The organism is Loktanella salsilacus, from assembly GCF_024206795.1.
In the GTDB taxonomy this organism is placed as follows: Bacteria; Pseudomonadota; Alphaproteobacteria; order Rhodobacterales; family Rhodobacteraceae; genus Loktanella; species Loktanella salsilacus.
This window is the reverse complement of record NZ_CP072994.1, coordinates 438502-456481: the sequence shown is the minus strand read 5'-3', so window position 1 is coordinate 456481 and position 17980 is coordinate 438502. Positions and strand designations below refer to the sequence as shown.

Sequence of the window (17980 nt, the reverse complement as noted above, 5' to 3'; positions counted from 1 at the left end):
TTTCACCAAGGCTTGTCCTTATAAGGCACAAGCCTAGCGGCACCGGGAATCGCTTGGCAAATCTGCTTTTGCGACTTGGGAAGGCCACTACACATGGCGATCTGGCACAGTTTGTTTTCATCCGACATGGCGATCGACCTTGGGACAGCGAATACGCTGATCTATATCAAGGGTCGTGGGATCGTGCTGTCGGAACCTTCCGTCGTCGCATATCACGTCAAGGATGGCGTGAAAAAAGTGCTCGCTGTTGGCGAAGACGCCAAGCTGATGCTGGGCCGCACCCCCGGTAGCATCGAGGCGATCCGCCCGATGCGCGACGGCGTTATCGCTGACTTTGACGTCGCCGAAGAGATGATCAAGTATTTCATCCGCAAGGTCGCGAAACGCTCTACCTTCTCTAAACCCAAGATCATCGTCTGCGTGCCCCACGGCGCGACGCCCGTTGAAAAGCGCGCGATTCGTCAGTCGGTTCTGTCCGCTGGTGCCCGCCGCGCTGGCCTGATCGCTGAACCGATTGCGGCCGCTATCGGTGCAGGCATGCCCATCACCGACCCGACTGGTAACATGGTCGTCGATATCGGTGGCGGCACGACCGAAGTGGCTGTCCTGTCGCTGGGCGATATCGTCTACGCACGGTCCGTCCGCGTTGGCGGCGACCGCATGGACGAGGCAATCATCAACTACCTGCGCCGCCAGCATAACCTGCTGATCGGCGAATCCACCGCCGAGCGTATCAAGACCAGCATCGGCACCGCCCGCATGCCCGACGACGGGCGCGGCGCATCCATGCACATCCGTGGCCGCGACCTGCTGAACGGCGTGCCCAAGGAAACCGAAATCAGCCAAGCGCAAGTCGCCGAGGCGCTGGCCGAACCCGTGCAGCAAATCTGCGAGGCCGTGATGACCGCGCTAGAGGCGACTCCGCCGGATCTGGCCGCCGATATCGTTGACCGCGGCGTCATGCTGACGGGTGGCGGAGCGCTGCTTGGCCAGCTTGATCTAGCCCTGCGCGAGCAGACAGGTCTGGCGATTTCCGTCGCAGACGAGTCGCTGAACTGCGTTGCACTCGGCACCGGCAAAGCGCTGGAATACGAAAAGCAGCTGCGCCACGTCATCGACTACGACAGCTAAGCCCTAACCCCGGAAGGGCGCCGAGCATTGGCCCGCGATCGCAACACCCATGACGATTTCATCGCCCCGATCCGCAGATTGCTGGTCGGGGTTGGTGTTGTGTTGCTGCTGGGTATTTTCCTTGTGTGGCGCATCGATAGCCCCCGTGTTGAACGCTTTCGCGCGGCCGTGATCGACCGGATCGTGCCGTCCTTCGACTGGGCCATGGCGCCTGTGACGGGCGCGGTGGAGCTGGTCGATGACTTCCGCAGCTACTCTGCCCTGTCAGAGCAGAACGCCAACCTGCGCCGCGAATTGCAGCAGATGAAAGCGTGGAAAGAGGCGGCCCTGCAGCTAGAGCAGGAAAACGCCCGCTTGCTAGAGCTGAACAATGTCCGCCTTGATCCCCAGCTGACCTATATCACCGGCGTCGTCATGACCGACTCCGGGTCGCCGTTTCGCCAGTCGGTGCTGCTGAATGTAGGCCACCGCGATGGGATTGTGGATGGCTGGCCGGCGATGGACGGGATCGGCCTTGTGGGGCGGATCAGCGGCGTGGGGCGCAGCACGTCCCGCGTGATCCTGCTGACCGACACGTCCAGCCGCATTCCCGTGACGATCCAACCGTCAGGACAAAAGGCGATTCTGGCGGGCGACAACACGCTGAACCCGCCGCTGGAGTTTTTGGAAAACGCCGATGCCGTCCGCCCCGGCGACCGGGTTGTGTCGTCCGGCGATGGCGGTGTGTTTCCTGCCGACCTGCTGATCGGCCAAGTCGCGCTTGGCAGCGACCGCCGCTTGCGCGTGCGCTTGGCCGCGGATTACGGCCGCCTTGAATTTCTGCGCATTCTGCGCGCCCATGCCCACGAAGACATCAGCGATCCCGGCGGCCTGCTGATCCCCGAAGAAACGCTGATCGGCCCCCTGCTGCCGCAGTCGGCGCAAGTGGGCAGCGATGGCTGAAAGCCCTGCCGCACGCATCTGGATTGGCCGCGCCGTGTTTCTGGCATTGGCGACAGCGGTGATCTTTATCCAGCTATTACCGCTGGATACTGCTCCGCCCAGCTGGGCCGCGCCGGACCTGCTGCTTGCCATCTCGCTTGCTTGGGTGGCGCGGCGGCCTGAATTCCTGCCGTTCATCGTGGTCTTTGCGGTGTTCTTACTGACCGACCTGCTATTTCAACGCCCGCCGGGCCTCTGGGCCGCGCTGGTCGTGGTCCTGACAGAGACGGTGCGATCACGCTCTCGTGGTTTGCGCAACGTGCCTTTGGCGCTGGAATGGGGTACAGTGGCCTTCGGGATCGTCGCGATCACGCTGGTCAACCGCTTGGTGCTGGCGATCATGCTGACCCCGCAAGCGCCGCTAACGCTGACCCTGATCCAGATGGTGATGACCATTATGATCTATCCGGTTGTCGTGCTGGTGGCGCAGGTTCTTTTTGGTCTGACCCGGCCCGCGCCCGGTCAGGTAGATAGTCTGGGGCACCGATTATGAAGCGACCCGTCAAGGAAAACGAACAGTCGTCACGCGGCATCAGCCGCCGTGCGTTGATCCTTGGGTCGGCGCAGCTTGGCGTGGCGGGCGTGCTGGGCTGGCGGATGCAATCGATGCAGATCGAACAGGCCGACCAGTTCCGCCTACTGGCCGAGGAAAACCGCATCAACGTGCGCCTGCTGCCGCCGGCGCGGGGTCTGATCTTTGACCTGAACGGTATTCCGCTGGCTGCGAATGAACAAAACTACCGCGTCGTCATGGTGCGCGAAGACGCAGGCGACGTAGACGCTGTGCTAGCCCGTCTGCAAACCATCGTCGACATTGACCCCGCCGACATCGCACGCGCCAAGGAAGACATGCGCAAGCTGTCGTCCTTCGTGTCGGTCACCATCACCGACCGCCTGCGCTGGGAAGACGTCGCCAAGATCAACGTCAACGCCCCCGCCCTGCCCGGCGTCAGCGCCGAGGTCGGCTTGTCCCGCCATTACCCTTACGGCGCAGATGTGGGTCACGTCATTGGCTACGTGGGCCCGGTCAGCGATTACGACCTGTCCAAGATCGAAGATCAGGACCCTTTGCTGCAAATTCCAAAATTCCAGATCGGCAAAACCGGTGTGGAAAACAAGCTGGAACACACCCTGCGCGGATCGGCTGGCACCAAACGGATCGAGGTCAACGCCCTTGGCCGCGTGATGAGGGAACTTGACCGGCAAGAAGGCCTTGCTGGCAAAGATATCCAACTGACGCTGGACGAGCGGCTGCAATCTTATGCGCAGGCGCGCATGGACGGCGAAAGCAGCGGCGCGGTGGTGATTGATCTGGAAACCGGCGATCTGCGGGCCATCGCCTCTGCGCCGTCGTTTGATCCAAACCTGTTCGTGCGCGGCATTTCGGTCAAGGATTGGACCGACCTGAACGAGAATAAATACCGCCCCCTTGCGGCAAAGGCCGTGCAGGGTGCCTATCCGCCCGGCTCTACCTTTAAGATGGTCACAGCGCTTGCCGCGCTAGAGGCCGGCGCAATCAGCCCCGAGGAAACCGTCTATTGCCGGGGCTACACCGAAGTCGGCGGCACGCGGTTCCACTGCTGGAAAAGCGGTGGCCACGGCAATGTCAATTTCCACGACAGCCTGAAATTTTCCTGCGACTGCTATTATTACGAAGTCAGCCAGCGCGTCGGGATCGACAAGATCGCTGAAATGGCGCGCAAGATGGGGATCGGACTGAAGCATGACCTACCGCTGTCTGCAGTGTCGTCAGGCCTTGCCCCCGACAAACAGTGGAAGACCGAAGTGCGCGGCGAAGCGTGGCGCATCGGCGATACGGTGAACGCGTCGATTGGTCAGGGCTATGTCCTGGCCTCGCCCTTGCAACTTGCGATCATGACGGCGCGGATTGCGACGGGCAAAATGGTGACCCCGCGCCTGATCAAATCCATCGACGGCGTCGAAGAACCGAGCGGTATCGGCGAGTCCCTTGGCATTAACGAGAACATGCTGCGGCGCTGCCGCCAGTCGATGGACGCCGTGGTCAACGACCGGCGCGGCACCGGCGCGCGCGCAAAGATTCTGACCGCCGGGTACGAGATGGCCGGCAAAACCGGGACATCACAGGTGCGGCGCATCACAGCGGACGAGCGTGCCCGCGGCGTGACCCGCAATGAGGACCTGCCGTGGGAACGGCGTGACCACGCGCTGTTCGTCTGCTTTGCGCCGATCAATAATCCGAAATTCGCGGTGGCCGTCGTGGTCGAACACGGCGGCGGCGGATCGACCGCCGCGTCACCCATCGCCCGCGATATTATGTTGCAGGCGCTGTATGATGGCCCGCCCCCGCTAGAGGCCTACCCTTCGGCCGATCGCGGCCGGATCGAGGAACAGCAAAAGCGCATCGCAGAGCGGATCACAAAGATTAGACCAGCACAGGACCGCGTCTGATGAGCTATCTGGCGCATAACACCCAGTTCGTTCCCACCGGGTTTCGCAAGATCCTCTACCTGAACTGGCCCGTCATCATGCTATTGATGGCTGTCGCCTCTGCCGGGTTTGTCATGCTGTATTCCGTCGCGGGTGGATCGGCGCAGCCGTGGATGGAGCCGCAGATTAAGCGTTTCATCCTTGGCGTCGTCCTGATGATCGGCGTTGGCATGGTGCCGATCTGGTTCTGGCGCAATATGGCTGGTCTTGCCTTTGCCGTGTCCCTCGCCTTGCTGGTCGGGGTAGAGCTGTTCGGCAGCGTCGGCATGGGCGCGCAGCGTTGGATCGATCTGGGCTTTATCCGCCTGCAACCGTCAGAGCTGACGAAGATCACCCTCGTGATGTTTCTGGCCGCCTATTACGACTGGCTGCCGACGAACAAGACGTCGCATCCGGTGTGGGTTGCACTGCCGGTGATCTTTATCCTCGTGCCAACGGCGCTGGTATTGAAGCAGCCCGACCTTGGCACGGCCTTACTGCTGCTGTTTGGCGGCGGTGCGGTGATGTTTTTGGCAGGCGTGCACTGGGCCTATTTCGCGACCGTGATCGGGGCTGGCGTGGGCGCTGTCTATGCGGTGTTTGTCAGCCGGGGCACGACATGGCAGCTGCTAAAGGATTATCAGTTCCGCCGGATCGATACGTTTCTGGACCCGGCCAATGACCCTCTTGGCGCGGGCTATCACATCACGCAGGCCAAGATTGCGCTGGGATCGGGCGGTTGGACCGGGCGCGGCTTTATGCAGGGCACGCAAAGCCGGCTGAACTTTTTACCAGAAAAACACACCGACTTTATCTTTACGACCTTGGCAGAAGAGTTCGGCTTTGTCGGCGCGTTTTCACTCCTTGCGCTTTATGTGCTGATCATTGTGTTCTGCGTCGCCTCTGCCATGAATAACAAAGACCGCTTTGCGGCGCTGCTGACGATGGGGATCGCGATGACGTTCTTTTTGTTCTTTTCGGTCAATATGGCGATGGTCACGGGACTGGCCCCGGTGGTTGGCGTGCCGCTGCCGCTGGTCAGCTATGGCGGGTCCGCGATGCTGGTGTTGATGGTGGCTTTCGGTCTGGTGCAATCCGCACATGTGCATAAGCCGCGATGATCAAAGTCCTATTTTCTGCCCGCCCCGCCGCTTGGGATGAATACGAGGCCCCGCTGCGCCGCGCCTTTGACGCCGCCGGGCTGGACTGCGATCTGTCCCGCGATCACGCGCCGCAGGACACGCGCTATATCGTCTTTGCCCCTAGCGGGCCGGTCAAGGATTTCACGCCCTACGTGAACACCCGGCTGGTGATGGGTCTATGGGCCGGGGTCGAAACCGTTGTCGGCAACACCACCCTGACCCAGCCGCTGGCACGTATGGTGGATGACGGGCTGACGCGCGGGATGGTCGAATACGTCGTCGGCCATGTGATGCGCCACCACCTTGGGATGGATGCGCATTTGGCCGGGCAAGACGGCGTCTGGCGCGATACGGTCTATCCGCCGCTGGCCAAGGATCGCCCCATCACGGTGCTGGGCCTTGGCGCGCTTGGTGCTGCCTGCGGGCAAGCGCTGGCCGCGCTTGGGTTTCCGGTCACGGGGTGGAGCCGGTCGCAAAAGCAGATCGACGGGCTGACCTGTCTGTCAGGCGACGATGGTTTGACAACGGCCCTGTCCGGCGCGCAGGGCGTCGTGCTGTTGCTGCCGCAAACGCCTGCGACGGACAGTATTCTGAACGCCCGCAGCCTTGCGCTGCTGGAACCGGGTGCTTTTATCGTCAACCCCGGACGCGGGCCGCTGATTGACGACGCGGCTTTGCTGGCGGCACTTAGCAGTGGACAAGTCGGGGCGGCAACGCTGGATGTGTTCCGCAAGGAACCCTTGGCCGCGGGCGACCCCTATTGGTCCCACCCCCGCGTGACCGTGACGCCGCATATCGCATCGACCACCCGCCCCGATACGGCGGCGCAGGTCATCGCAGAGAATATCCGCCGCGGCGAGGCAGGCTTACCTTTCCTGCATCTGGTGGATCGCAAGGCTGGCTATTAACGCGCCTTAACGCAGCTTTGGCGGCGCGGATGGATCAGACCCCGGTGCCATCGGCACGGCAGCCGCCGGGCGCGATACATCGGGCAGATCGAACCGCAGGCCGACGCGGGCTAAACGCTGCGATACCGCATCGGCGCTCGCCACGAACATCACGTCCATCACGCCTGCTTCGATACCGGAAAAGGTCAGCGCTTCTCCTGCTGCATGGGCCAGCGCGGCTTGCGCTGTTTCGGGCGCATCCACAAAGGCCAACACGTGCCCCTTGGCCCCGTCGGCATAATCCGCCGCAACCAGCAGTGCGTGATCGGCCAGACCGGCGCAGCGGCTTAGCTTGCGATCCAGCGCCTCTAACACTGCGTCCGGCAGGCCAGTGGGGCGGGACACGCCGGTCAGGCGCGCCTCTGCCTGCTCTGGCGCGTGATCAAGCGTCGAGGCTAGCCAGTCGACCGCATCCGCAGGGATCAGCATTTCGCTAGGGGCGGTTTGCAAGTTCAGCCCAAGGCCAATGCCCTGCCCGGCCATCATCTGCACCAAGGCGCGGCCCGGAAGGCCAGCATAAGGCGCGGCGCGGCCGGTGAAGGCGGACAAACGTTCCTCTGCGTCGAAAACCAGCGTGTAGGATGCGCCATCAACCGTGAAAAGCGAGGGGCGCACGCTGTCGCCGTCAGGCTCTGCGTCCAGCAGAATGAACAGGTCCGTATCGGCCAGCAGTTCATAGAACCGCAGGCGCAGGGTGTCAGAATCGCCCATCAACGCATGGGCGCGGTCCAGGTCGGTTTCGATTTCGGGGGCGGCAGTCATGACAGCACCTCTTGTACGCGGGCCCGCAGCACGGGCAACAGATCGGTCGCAAACCAAGGATTGCGGTTCAGCCAAGCCGTATTGCGCCACGACGGATGAGGCAAGCAGAACACGCGCGGCGCATGATCGCGCCACGCGGCAACGCGGTCCGTGACGCCGACCTTACCGCCCAAGTGCCAGCCTTGCGCATAACCACCGATGAGCAGCGTCAGGGGGATATCGCCAAGGCTGTCCATCACCGGCTGCCGCCATGTCGCTGCGCAAACACGCGGCGGCGGCAGGTCGGACCCTGCGGCGTTATACCCTGGAAAGCAGAACGCCATTGGCACGATCGCAACCCGGTCCCGGTCATAAAAATCGTCGTGGCCAATCCCAAGCCAGTCGCGCAAACGGTCGCCGGATTTGTCCCAAAACGGCGTTTGCGCTGCATGGACCCGCGCGCCGGGGGCCTGACTTGCGATCAAAATGCGCGGCGGACCACTGAACCAAACCACCGGGCGCGGCGCGTGACGCGTCGCCGTTGCGGCAAACCGGTCCGCACAGATGCGGCAGGCAGCAATGTCGTGTTTTAGATCCATGCCATCCATTTAGGTCGCGCGCCCGGCAATCAACCGCTAACGCCCGGTCACACCACAGTGAAAGGCTGCGCATCTACGAGTTCCGCCTGTCTTTAGCCATAATTCTACGGCATACCGATGAAAAGAAGGCCCGATGTGACGGACGGTTAACCCCTGTGCGTCATCAAAAGGCACCCAAAAGTTGGGCGGATCAGGGACGCGATGTTGGAGTTTAATCAGGTCAGCAAGTCCTATTGGACGGGCAAAACGCGCAAGGTGATCCTTGATCGCGTGTCGTTTCGCGTTGAACTGGGCAATTCGCTGGGCATCCTTGCACCGAACGGAACTGGCAAGACCACGCTGATCAACATGATGGCAGGCCTTGAAAAACCTGACGAAGGCACGATTTACCGCGGCTGCCGGATTTCGTTCCCGCTGGGGTTCATGGGCGGCGTCGTGAACCGCCACACGGCGCGGGAAAACGTGCGCTATATCGCACGGCTTTACGGGCTAGACCCTGACTATATCGAGGCGTTCTGCCGTTGGCTTTGCGGGATCAAAGAATACTTCGACATGCCCGTCGGCACCTATAGCGCGGGTATGCGGTCGCGCTTGACCTTTGCCTTGATGCTGGCGCTGGAATTCGACATCTACCTGATCGATGAAGGCATGCCATCCACGACTGACGTCGAATTTAATCGCAAAGCTGGTGAAATCCTGCGCGAGCGGCTGGAAAAGACGACCGTGATTATCGTGTCGCATCAGGCGCAAATCTTGGAACGGTTCGCCCGCTCTGCTGCCGTTTTGCGCCACGGTAAATTACACATGTTCGACACTTTGGAAGAGGCCAAGCAGCTTTATGACTACGAAGCCGACCGCTAAGAAATTCCGCATCCGCACGCCGGGTGCCGCCGCTGCAACGCCCGCCGCGCCTGAACCCCTGCGCCCCGCAGAGGCAGAAGCCCCGCGCCCAGTGCCCCCGCAGCAGCCTACGCTGGACGAGCCTGCGGATGTTCCTGCGACGGGCGATGCACCCGAAGGCAGCGCCGATATCGAAGACATTCGCCGCGAGGGTCTGACTGGACGGCAGCTGCGCATGGCACGGCGCGTCGCGCAAAAGAACGGCATGGCCGTGACCTCTGATTTTGATGCCGTACGGCAGCTGCGGCTAGCAGGTGTTGACCCATTCCAGCGGTCCACCGTGCTGGAACTGGTTGCCCCTGATGGAAACGCGACCGGCGGCACGCGTGCGCCGGGTGCAGCGCTGGGTGCGCCGCCGGGCATGCCGGGGATGCCAAATGCGCGCGTTCAACTGCCACAAACCATGGCCGACACGTCCGGCAACCTGCCGTCCACTGAATTTGCCAGCCCTGCCGACCGGCACCTGTCAGAGATCATGAAAATTCAGGCCGATCTGGGCAAACGCCGTCGCCGGCGCACCGCGATGATGATGTCCCGGCTTGCGGTTTTCGTGCTGCTGCCGACGCTGATGGTCAGCTATTATTTCTACAATGTCGCGACCCCGATGTATGCGACAAGCTCTGAATTCGTCATTCAGCAGGCGGAACCTGCGGCGGCTTCAGGTGGGCTTGGCGGGTTGTTTCAAGGCACGTCGATGGCCACGCAGCAGGATAGCATCACGGTGCAATCCTATCTGTCGTCCCGTGCGGCGATGGTACGGCTGGACGACGATCACAACTTTAAGGATGTGTTCAGCGATCCGGCGATTGATCCCATTCAACGCCTGCCAGAGGGTGCCACGAACGAGGCCGCCTTTGGCATCTACAAAAGCCGCGTCAAGATTAGCTATGATCCGACCGAAGGCATCCTGAAAATGGATGTCATCGCCCCCTCGCCCGAGACCAGTCAGGAATTTTCAGAGGCGTTGATCGGCTATGCCGAGGATCAAGTCGACCAGCTGACCCAGCGTTTGCGCGAAGACCAGATGGCCGGCGCGCGCGAAAGCTACGAATCAGCGGAAGGCAAGCGTAGCGACGCTCTTGCCGCTTGGCTGCAGCTGCAAGAAGACGTGCAGCAGATCGACCCGATTGGCGAAACGCAGGCCCGCACGCAGCAGATCTCTCAACTCGAAAGCGAACGCCAACGCCTGACCCTGTCCTTGCAGGAACGGCTGAACGTGCGCGTCCCGAACGAGGCGCAGGTAAATGGCTTGCAGGCGCAGATTTCCAATATCGAAGCCTTGATCGCCGATCTGCGCAACCAAATGACGAACTCTGCCATCACAGGCACGTCGCTGGCGTCGCGTAACACCGAACTGCGGCTGGCCGAGGAAAACTATACCTTCCAGACCATGCTGGCCCAGCAAGCCCTGACTCAGATGGAAACCGCCCGGATCGAAGCAAACCGCCAGGTCCGCTATTTGTCGATGGGCGTCGAACCCGTCGCCCCAGACGAGGCGACCTATCCCAAAGCCTTCGAGAATTCGATCTTGGCCTTTTTGATCTTTGCAGGCATCTACCTTATGATCTCGATCACCGCTTCCGTCCTTCGCGAACAGGTAACAAATTGATGCATGACGTCCACATCGGCGACCTGACGGTCGGCAACGACCGCCCCCTTCTGGTCATCGCTGGCCCTTGCCAGCTAGAAAGCGCGGACCACGCGCAGATGATCGCCGGCCAAATGGCCGAGGTCTGCAAAGCTGCCGGCGCGCAGTTCATCTTTAAGGGCAGCTATGACAAGGCCAACCGTACGTCCCTATCGGGCATGCGCGGCCTTGGCATGGACGAGGGGCTCAAGGTGCTGCAAGGCGTCAAGGACTCCATCGGTTGCCCGGTCCTGACGGACATCCACGGCATCGACCATTGTGCCACCGTCGCCGAAGTTGTCGACGTGCTGCAGATCCCCGCCTTCCTGTGCCGCCAGACCGACTTGCTGCTGGCCGCTGGCGAAACGGGCGCGGTAATCAACGTGAAAAAGGGTCAGTTTTTGGCCCCCTGGGACATGCCAAACGTCGTGTCCAAAATCGAAAGCACCGGAAACAAACGCATCTTGCTGACCGAACGCGGTTCTTCTTTTGGTTATAACACACTGGTTGCGGACATGCGGTCCCTGCCAACGATGGCGAAAACAGGCTATCCCGTCGTTATGGACGCGACCCATTCGGTGCAGCAACCGGGCGGCCAAGGCGGATCGTCTGGCGGGCAGCGTGAATTCGCCCCTGTCATGGCCCGCTGCGCCGTCAGCATCGGTATCGCCGCCGTCTTTATCGAAACGCACGAGGCGCCGGATACCGCCCCGTCTGACGGGCCGAACATGATCCCGCTGGACCAGATGGGCGCGCTGATCAATTCGCTGATGCAATTCGATGCGCTGGCCAAGGCGAACCCACTACGGGTCTAACTTTACGACCCTCCCCCCTGCCCTAGATTGCAGGGCAGCCAAACCAAAGGGGCTGCCCATGCGATACCTGCTGCTGATTGCCGTTTTGTCCTGTCTGGCCGCCCCCGTGGCAGCGCAGGACCCCACCACCACGATCGACACTGTCGCCACGACGCAGCAAGACGGCGCGATCGCGGCCCGCTTGCAGGATATCCTAGGCGTGCTGGGCGGCTACGATGCCGTCAGCGTCGCGGTACAAGAAGGTGTCGTGACCTTCGACGGCACGGTGACAAACGCCAGCGATGCCGCGCGCCTTGATGATCTGGCGAACCGCGTGGCGGGCGTCGTCGCGACCCGCAACAATGTCGCCGAAACCTCTGACGTGGGCGCACGGCTGAACCCTGTGCTGGACCGCTTTCAGACCCGGATTGCGCAGACCATTGCGCTCTTGCCGCTGCTCGCTGTGGCCACCGTCGTCTTTGCTCTGATCGTCTGGGGCGGGTTCTGGATCGCCCGGCGCCCCCAGCCGTGGAACAGGCTGGCCCCCAATCCCTTTATAGCCGAGATTTTTCGCCAAATCGTGCGCCTTGGCTTTGTTGTGCTCGCGCTGGTCATCGCGCTGGATATCCTTAGCGCGACGGCGCTGCTGGGCACGATCCTTGGTGCCGCTGGTATCGTCGGCCTCGCGCTTGGTTTTGCGGTCAAGGACACGGTTGAAAACTTCATCGCCTCGATCATGTTGTCGATCCGCCAGCCGTTTCAGCCCAATGATTTGATCGAGATTAATGGCGACCAAGGCAAAGTCATCCGCCTGACCAGCCGTGCCACAATCCTTTTGTCAAACGATGGCAATCACATCCACATTCCCAACGCGACGGTCTTTTCTAACCGCCTGATCAACTACACCCGCAACGCGGAACGGCGGTTTCAATTCCGCATTGACGTGTCCCGCGATAGCGACCTATCCGCCGCCCGCGCCCTAATCGAAGCGACGATCCAAGACCTGCCCTTCGTGCTGAACGCCCCCGCGGCGCAGGTCTGGATCACCGCGCTAGAGGCAGGCGGGATCGCCATGCAGGCCACCGGCTGGATAGACCAACGTAGCGCATCACTGACGCTGGCGCAGGGCGAAGCCATCCGCAAGGTAAAGCGCGCACTCGAGGCGGCGGGAATCACCATTCCCGACAACACACAAGCCATCGCCATCACCAAATCCGCCCCCCACCGCGAACACCCCGCCCCCGAGAATGACACCGAAACCGTCGTCGATTCGAGCCATGAAACCGCCCTAGAAGCCATGATTGCAACCGAAAGGCATAGCGACGACAGCCCCGATCTTCTTCGGGATGGCGGTCAGTCAGAATAGTGCGAAAAAAGTGCGATCTGGGGCTTGAAGCCCCCCGAAGCTTATCGTATCCACCGCCTTGCTGATGGGGTGTAGCCAAGCGGTAAGGCAACGCTTTTTGGTAGCGTGTACCGTAGGTTCGAATCCTACCACCCCAGCCAGCTCCTCCCTCCACTTGATTACTTAGGCCTACGGGCCCGCCGAGAGCGCAAAGTGCCCCGGATAATGCCTCGGGTCCTGCGGGTGTTGTGGGTGCCTTCAGAGGTCGCCCGGACGGCCTGCGCCACACGCTACAAGTGGCGGTAATCAGTCCCGTTGGCCCAGTGATCATAGTCGTCGCGCTTGTTGTCTGCCCGGGTCCCCTCAATCAGATGCTCGGGGTTCACACAGCGCCGGTTATGGCACCGATGCCGCACGACCTGATCCTCGGTCAGCACCGATCCGGTCAGCACACAATACACGAAGCGGTAAGCCGCGACCTGCCGCCCGTTGAACCTGATCTTACGGGGCCGCTCCGTATCCGTGACCATGCAGCCATTCTCGTCGGTCGTCGTGAGCTCAAGAAGGTTGGCAGCCCTCGCAAGGGCCACCTCCGTGTGGTTCGTCAGCAGGTCTTGGAGCCAGACCTCGGAAGGGTCTTTATCAGGACGTCCAGTCGATAAGGTGTATTCCTGCTAAGTGGCTGTAATTGCTTAAAATTGATCCACCCCCTCCGCCAGGGGACATTATAGCTAGAGATCACAGTAAACTGATGCGCTTGGCCGAGCGATTGCACCCCACTCTAAGCACCTTTCATTCATAGCAATCCGGCCCCTAAGTCAGCGCGATCAGTCAATGGATATTCAAATCTATGACTACTCTAAACGATCAGAACCCCGATACTACGCTCGACAAAATCTGCGCCCTCGCAAGCTCATGGTTCGTGCGGCAGGACAATAAGTTTTATGCCGTCGACCGGCCAACGGTTAAGCTATCCCAGAACGACGTCCAGCAGATCATTCTCCACCGCTTATCGGAAGCGCTGCCGGACACCGAACTAACGCACAAACTCATTGGTGAGATGTTCAGACGCATCATCACTGAGCGCCACACGGATCGAGCGCAAAGCATTCCCGTCTGGAACGGTGCGATTGACTGCACCCCGAGCACCGGCGAACGGGTCGTCTGGCAGAACGGGTCCGTGAGCCTGAACGCTTGGTCCTCCCCTGAATACCGAAGTCAGCGCGGGAACTCTCGCGAATACGGGCCACTACGGGAGCTACTTTCTGCAATGTTCGCTACTGATATCGAGGCTGATTTATTCCTCGACTGGGTTGCGTGGAGCTTACAGAACGAAAGTGACAAGCCGTTCTGGGCTCCCTTCCTCTTCTCCAGCTCTAAGGGCACCGGGAAGAGTACCCTGTGCGGGATCGTGGCCCAGCTCTTCGGGCTAGAGAACACAGCGACCCTGAACAACGTCGATCAGTTGACCGGTCGCTTCAGCTCCACCTCGCTGCAAAGTAAGCTGGTCGTTTGCGAAGAGACCCAACTGCGGCCCGGGTCATCGCAGGGCAATACCCTGAAGATGAACATTACCGAGGAATACATGATGGTAGAACGGAAGGGCCGTGAAGCCGAACGGATCCGCCAGCGCTGTTGCTTCCTCTTCACTTCTAACCACCTCCCGACGTGGATGGAGAAGGGAGAGCGGCGTTATCAGGTCTTCGACGTTGACCATGAAGGTCGCGCTGGTGGGGCAAGAGCTAAGGAGTTCAGCGAACTTGTCGGTCATTGCCGGGAGTTCTTCTCGCACCCCCACAACCTCGCCAGCCTCTACGCGGCACTGATGGAGCGCGAGCTGTCGGATCACTTCAACGCAAAGGCGCTGGACCTGAGCCACTACCAAACGTCCACCATGATGCGACTATCCGAGCTCTCTGACCACACGGTCGTGGACCAGCTGAGGGAGGCCTTGGGCAAGCTGAAGATCGTTGTGATCGCACAGGATCGGTTGATCGAGATCATCAGGGACAAACTGGGAGGGTCAACGAACCAAACCAAGTATCTGATGGATGATCTGGGCTGGAAGATGCGCAAGCTGAAATGGGGTGGCGTCGACTACGCTCGGGCGGTCTGGCACACGGACGATGTGCAACTGGATGCCGGTAAAATCTACGGTTCCGGGTTCGATGGGAAGTCGATCGGGGACTACCTCGATGAAACGTCCTCGCCTGAAGAACAGGAGTTGGTCAATGGTCAGGTATAAAGACCCTTCCGAGGTCTGGCTCCAAGACCTGCTGGATAACCGTAAGGAGGTGGCCCTTTCGAGGGCTGCCAACCTTCTTGAGCTCACGACGACCGACGAGAACGGCTGCATGGTCACGGATACGGAGCGGCCCCGTAAGATCAGGTTCAACGGGCGGCAGGTCGCGGCTTACCGCTTCGTGTATTGTGTGCTGACCGGATCGGTGCTGACCGAGGATCAGGTCGTGCGGCATCGGTGCCATAACCGGCGCTGTGTGAACCCCGAGCATCTGATTGAGGGGACCCGGGCAGACAACAAGCGCGACGACTATGATCACTGGGCCAACGGGACTGATTACCGCCACTTGTAGCGTGTGGCGCAGGCCGTCCGGGCGACCTCTGAAGGCACCCACAACACCCGCAGGACCCGAGGCATTATCCGGGGCACTTTGCGCTCTCGGCGGGCCCGTAGGCCTAAGTAATCAAGTGGAGGGAGGAGCTGGCTGGGGTGGTAGGATACCCTCTAGCTGGAAGAAGCGGATCAACTTCCCTCTTTCTTGCGGCACCTTGAGGCAAAGCTTGAGGCATTCCGGGTGGTACGGGTGCTTCGGGTTGGCTCAAAACGACGCTGGGCGGACTGGACCACGGGTCGACTTAGTGTGGACCACTAGCCCTCCTCAGCACGGCCCCGGTCCCGGTCTAGTCCCATGAAGTCGGCGGCAACGGGGACGGTGAACCAGTATGACGGCTACGACGATCGAGGCTCCGGCGGTCCCACACGACCCGAGAGGCGACCCCCACCCAATCCATGCGACCCGAACGTCGAGCTCAAGCAACGGCCCCAGCAACGTCCAAGGCCCGCTCTACAAAGCCTGACCGGACTGATCAGCACAAAGAAAGGTGGGGCAGGACGAACCCCCAGCAGCCGAAGCCACCGAGGGTCAGGATCATCTAGCTACCGTAGTGGAACAGCTGGACCTCGTCTGACTGCACCACCGGGTCTAGGTCATTAAAGGTTGCCTGTTCGAAGTACTCCGACGCCTTCACCAACTCCTGCAGAGGAGGCGGTAGCCAGTCGCCGTTCCAGAGCTGGTGGTCAGGATCGGTGACCGACCGGCACAGGGGTTCGCTGTAGACGGCCCCTAGGTCGATACGGCCGGTAAAGCGCTGCAGCCATAGTTCCAGTTGCCCTGAGTGGGGAACGGCCTCGAACTTTGGGGCAAAAAGGGGGGGCTGGACGTCTGATCGGGCGAACGAAAGGCAGTACGAACAGCAAGTTTCATGCTTTTACCGATGCGCGTGGTTGGCCCATACAGATCTTCATGACGGCCCGGCAAATCAGCGATTATACTGAGTGAGGGCACTGCTGAGCCGTCTTCCGTCCGCTGACTGGCTCTTAGGGGACCGCGGACATGACGCGGATTGGTTCCGCGAAGCCCTTATCGACAAGAAAATAACGCCCTGCATTCCGGGTCGAAAGTTGCGCGAGAAACCCGTCAAATACGACAAGCGTCGCTACAGAAAGCGCAACCGGATCGAAATCATGTTCGGACGACTGAAGGACTGGAGGCGCGTGGCCTCACGTTACGACTGAAGCCCCAAGGGCTTTCTCTCAGCCATCGCTCTCCCTGCGGCCGTGATCTTTTGGTTATGAGGCCAGAGCCTAGGAGAGACGATGCGAGGGCCTTGGGGATATAGGAAAGGTAAGTTTACAGGGTTGCATGATCGTACACGCGGACTTTCAGGCAAAAGGCTAATGCCGTGTGAACTATCGGATTACTTGCCCCTTTATTCAGCCATCCGATAGTAGTCAGTTTCAAAATTCTGCTCCATTCCAGACAAGCAAAACCCCATCTTTGAGTTGGATGTTCCATTGATCGTGCCGCGTGTAACAATGGAGGCACCTTGCATGCCATCCGCGTTTGCAGCGAAGTCTACATCCTTTTTAGCTAAAATCTGACCTCCAAACATTGAGAGCTTGGAGGCGACACTTACGCCACCCATCGTAATCAACTGGGCACCGCCGCCTTCAGCGCAGTCGTCGTTTCGTCCGATCTGAAGGCCTTGTGGTGCCGTGATGGATCTTGCCGATGTGTCCGTCGTGAAAATTGCTGCATTAGCTATTTTGCTGTCATTAGAAAAACTGATAGGGCATGGTGTAATGATTACTACATTTTCAATTGCCGCCGACGATCCATCGATGGTCAGTTTAGATCCTTGGCAGTCAATTCTGTGGATGACGTTTGAAGTTAACATGTCTTGAGTCACCGTCTGAGCTTTCATGTAGGCAATCACTGGTGATTGAATATAGGTTGGAACATATTGGCCGATGCCAGATTCCAGTCCAGAGCGAATTTCATCAAGGCGGTTTAATACATTCAAATTCATTCTCTGATCACGCAACGCTTCTTGGAGGCCGCTGTTCTTATCGAAACCGGATCTTGGCATGTCCAAGTCTGCAATGTTGGGCATTGACACCACAGTCCCTGGTTCAAAGTAGTTGTTCTGGTTAATTGAAACATAGGTATTGGAATGCATGCAAAAGCCGTTCGAGAAGCTGTTGTTTGACTGGAGGTCAACGATACCGTCCGCCATCAAGCCTTCCCTTAGGCAACCCGGCTTATAGGTCATGAAGGTTGCTCTGGCCTTAATATCGAAATGATCAACGCCCAGCATGGTGAATAGATAGCTTGGTGCGGCATTGTTCTTCTCTGCCAGCATTGATGTAGTCACGCGAACGGCTTCGTTTGATCCCGCCTCTGATGTGAACTGTAAGCTGTCACGATCATATGTTCCAAATTCAATGCTGTAATCCGAGATTATTTCTCCGTACTTTCCGCTTGGTAGCAGGGGTTGAATTATTCCAACCGCAGCTATTTTTGCATCTGCCTCAGACATTGTTCGTCGGTTGTAAAGCGCGGCATGGGCTGCTTGATCCGCCGCCACTTGAAGCTGGGTCTTCGTCGCCTCAAGGTAAGTGTAATCAAGAGCAAAAGCACCGATCATCGTACCTACAACGAACATATAGAGCCCCAAAAGGCTTACTGATCCTTCGCAATCGTGGAGTAGCTTTGAGCGTTTCTTGATTTTGCAATTTCCCAT

The 17980-nt window shown here is 59.9% G+C and carries 16 protein-coding genes, 1 tRNA gene and 1 pseudogene; 14 read left to right on the top strand and 4 right to left on the bottom strand.

Features of this window, described 5'->3' with window-relative positions; translation table 11 throughout:
- Positions 1–93: 93 nt before the first annotated feature.
- The 6 genes from KBW81_RS02355 to KBW81_RS02330 are packed head-to-tail and all read left to right on the top strand — an operon-like array spanning position 94 to position 6610.
- The gene (locus tag KBW81_RS02355) at positions 94–1131 is read left to right on the top strand and encodes a rod shape-determining protein (RefSeq protein WP_072858148.1); all 1038 of its coding nucleotides are present in this window, start codon (positions 94–96) and stop codon (positions 1129–1131) included.
- A 27-nt stretch (positions 1132–1158) separates the two neighbouring features.
- Positions 1159–2073: a rod shape-determining protein MreC gene (gene mreC / locus KBW81_RS02350; protein WP_090190746.1), complete on the top strand. Its 915-nt coding sequence runs from the start codon at positions 1159–1161 to the stop codon at positions 2071–2073.
- Positions 2066–2605, top strand: coding sequence for a rod shape-determining protein MreD (locus tag KBW81_RS02345; RefSeq protein WP_090190744.1), 540 nt, complete (start codon positions 2066–2068; stop codon positions 2603–2605). The genes mreC and KBW81_RS02345 overlap by 8 nt, the downstream gene beginning before the upstream one ends.
- Positions 2602–4542 carry a penicillin-binding protein 2 gene (gene mrdA / locus KBW81_RS02340; RefSeq protein ID WP_254248181.1) on the top strand — a complete coding sequence of 647 codons (1941 nt, stop codon included), beginning with the start codon at positions 2602–2604 and terminating at the stop codon, positions 4540–4542. The genes KBW81_RS02345 and mrdA overlap by 4 nt, the downstream gene beginning before the upstream one ends.
- Positions 4542–5681 carry a rod shape-determining protein RodA gene (rodA, locus tag KBW81_RS02335; protein WP_090190741.1) on the top strand — a complete coding sequence of 380 codons (1140 nt, stop codon included), beginning with the start codon at positions 4542–4544 and terminating at the stop codon, positions 5679–5681. Before mrdA ends, rodA begins: the two co-directional genes overlap by 1 nt.
- A complete protein-coding gene (locus KBW81_RS02330; RefSeq protein WP_254248180.1) occupies positions 5678–6610 on the top strand; it encodes a 2-hydroxyacid dehydrogenase in 933 nt (310 codons plus the stop codon). The genes rodA and KBW81_RS02330 overlap by 4 nt, the downstream gene beginning before the upstream one ends.
- Positions 6611–6616: 6 nt before the next feature.
- Here KBW81_RS02330 and KBW81_RS02325 read toward each other — a convergent pair whose 3' ends face one another.
- Positions 6617–7411, bottom strand: a complete 795-nt coding sequence (locus tag KBW81_RS02325) for an SseB family protein (RefSeq protein ID WP_254248179.1) — start codon at positions 7409–7411, stop codon at positions 6617–6619.
- Positions 7408–7989 (bottom strand): uracil-DNA glycosylase family protein, encoded by a 582-nt coding sequence (locus KBW81_RS02320; protein WP_254248178.1) that lies wholly within the window; start codon positions 7987–7989, stop codon positions 7408–7410. The genes KBW81_RS02325 and KBW81_RS02320 overlap by 4 nt, the downstream gene beginning before the upstream one ends.
- A gap of 201 nt (positions 7990–8190) precedes the next feature.
- On the opposite strand from KBW81_RS02320, the gene KBW81_RS02315 reads away from it, so the two are divergent.
- The 5 genes from KBW81_RS02315 (at position 8191) to KBW81_RS02295 (ending at position 12816) form a co-directional block, all read left to right on the top strand.
- The gene (locus tag KBW81_RS02315; protein ID WP_090190735.1) at positions 8191–8850 is read left to right on the top strand and encodes an ABC transporter ATP-binding protein; all 660 of its coding nucleotides are present in this window, start codon (positions 8191–8193) and stop codon (positions 8848–8850) included.
- Positions 8828–10498: a capsule biosynthesis protein gene (locus KBW81_RS02310; RefSeq protein WP_254248177.1), complete on the top strand. Its 1671-nt coding sequence runs from the start codon at positions 8828–8830 to the stop codon at positions 10496–10498. Before KBW81_RS02315 ends, KBW81_RS02310 begins: the two co-directional genes overlap by 23 nt.
- Positions 10498–11331: a 3-deoxy-8-phosphooctulonate synthase gene (gene kdsA / locus KBW81_RS02305; protein ID WP_090190731.1), complete on the top strand. Its 834-nt coding sequence runs from the start codon at positions 10498–10500 to the stop codon at positions 11329–11331. The genes KBW81_RS02310 and kdsA overlap by 1 nt, the downstream gene beginning before the upstream one ends.
- 58 nt (positions 11332–11389) lie before the next feature.
- Entirely contained in the window at positions 11390–12676 is a 1287-nt protein-coding gene (locus tag KBW81_RS02300; protein ID WP_254248176.1) for a mechanosensitive ion channel family protein, read from the top strand.
- 65 nt (positions 12677–12741) lie between these two features.
- Positions 12742–12816, top strand: a tRNA-Gln gene (locus KBW81_RS02295).
- Between the two features lie 129 nt (positions 12817–12945).
- On the opposite strand, the gene KBW81_RS02290 is transcribed toward KBW81_RS02295, so the two are convergent.
- The gene (locus tag KBW81_RS02290) at positions 12946–13185 is read right to left on the bottom strand and encodes an HNH endonuclease (protein WP_254248174.1); all 240 of its coding nucleotides are present in this window, start codon (positions 13183–13185) and stop codon (positions 12946–12948) included.
- A gap of 320 nt (positions 13186–13505) precedes the next feature.
- Between KBW81_RS02290 and KBW81_RS02285 the strand changes: the two genes are divergently transcribed.
- From KBW81_RS02285 to KBW81_RS02275, 3 genes and pseudogenes are all read left to right on the top strand, one after another.
- Positions 13506–14900, top strand: a complete 1395-nt coding sequence (locus KBW81_RS02285; protein ID WP_254248175.1) for a primase-helicase family protein — start codon at positions 13506–13508, stop codon at positions 14898–14900.
- A gap of 109 nt (positions 14901–15009) precedes the next feature.
- Positions 15010–15249 (top strand): HNH endonuclease, encoded by a 240-nt coding sequence (locus KBW81_RS02280; RefSeq protein ID WP_254248174.1) that lies wholly within the window; start codon positions 15010–15012, stop codon positions 15247–15249.
- An 849-nt stretch (positions 15250–16098) separates the two neighbouring features.
- Positions 16099–16472: pseudogene (locus KBW81_RS02275) on the top strand (IS5 family transposase); the annotation flags it as partial.
- 194 nt (positions 16473–16666) lie between these two features.
- On the opposite strand, the gene KBW81_RS02270 reads toward KBW81_RS02275, so the two are convergent.
- Positions 16667–17980: a pilus assembly protein TadG-related protein gene (locus KBW81_RS02270; protein WP_302059293.1), complete on the bottom strand. Its 1314-nt coding sequence runs from the start codon at positions 17978–17980 to the stop codon at positions 16667–16669.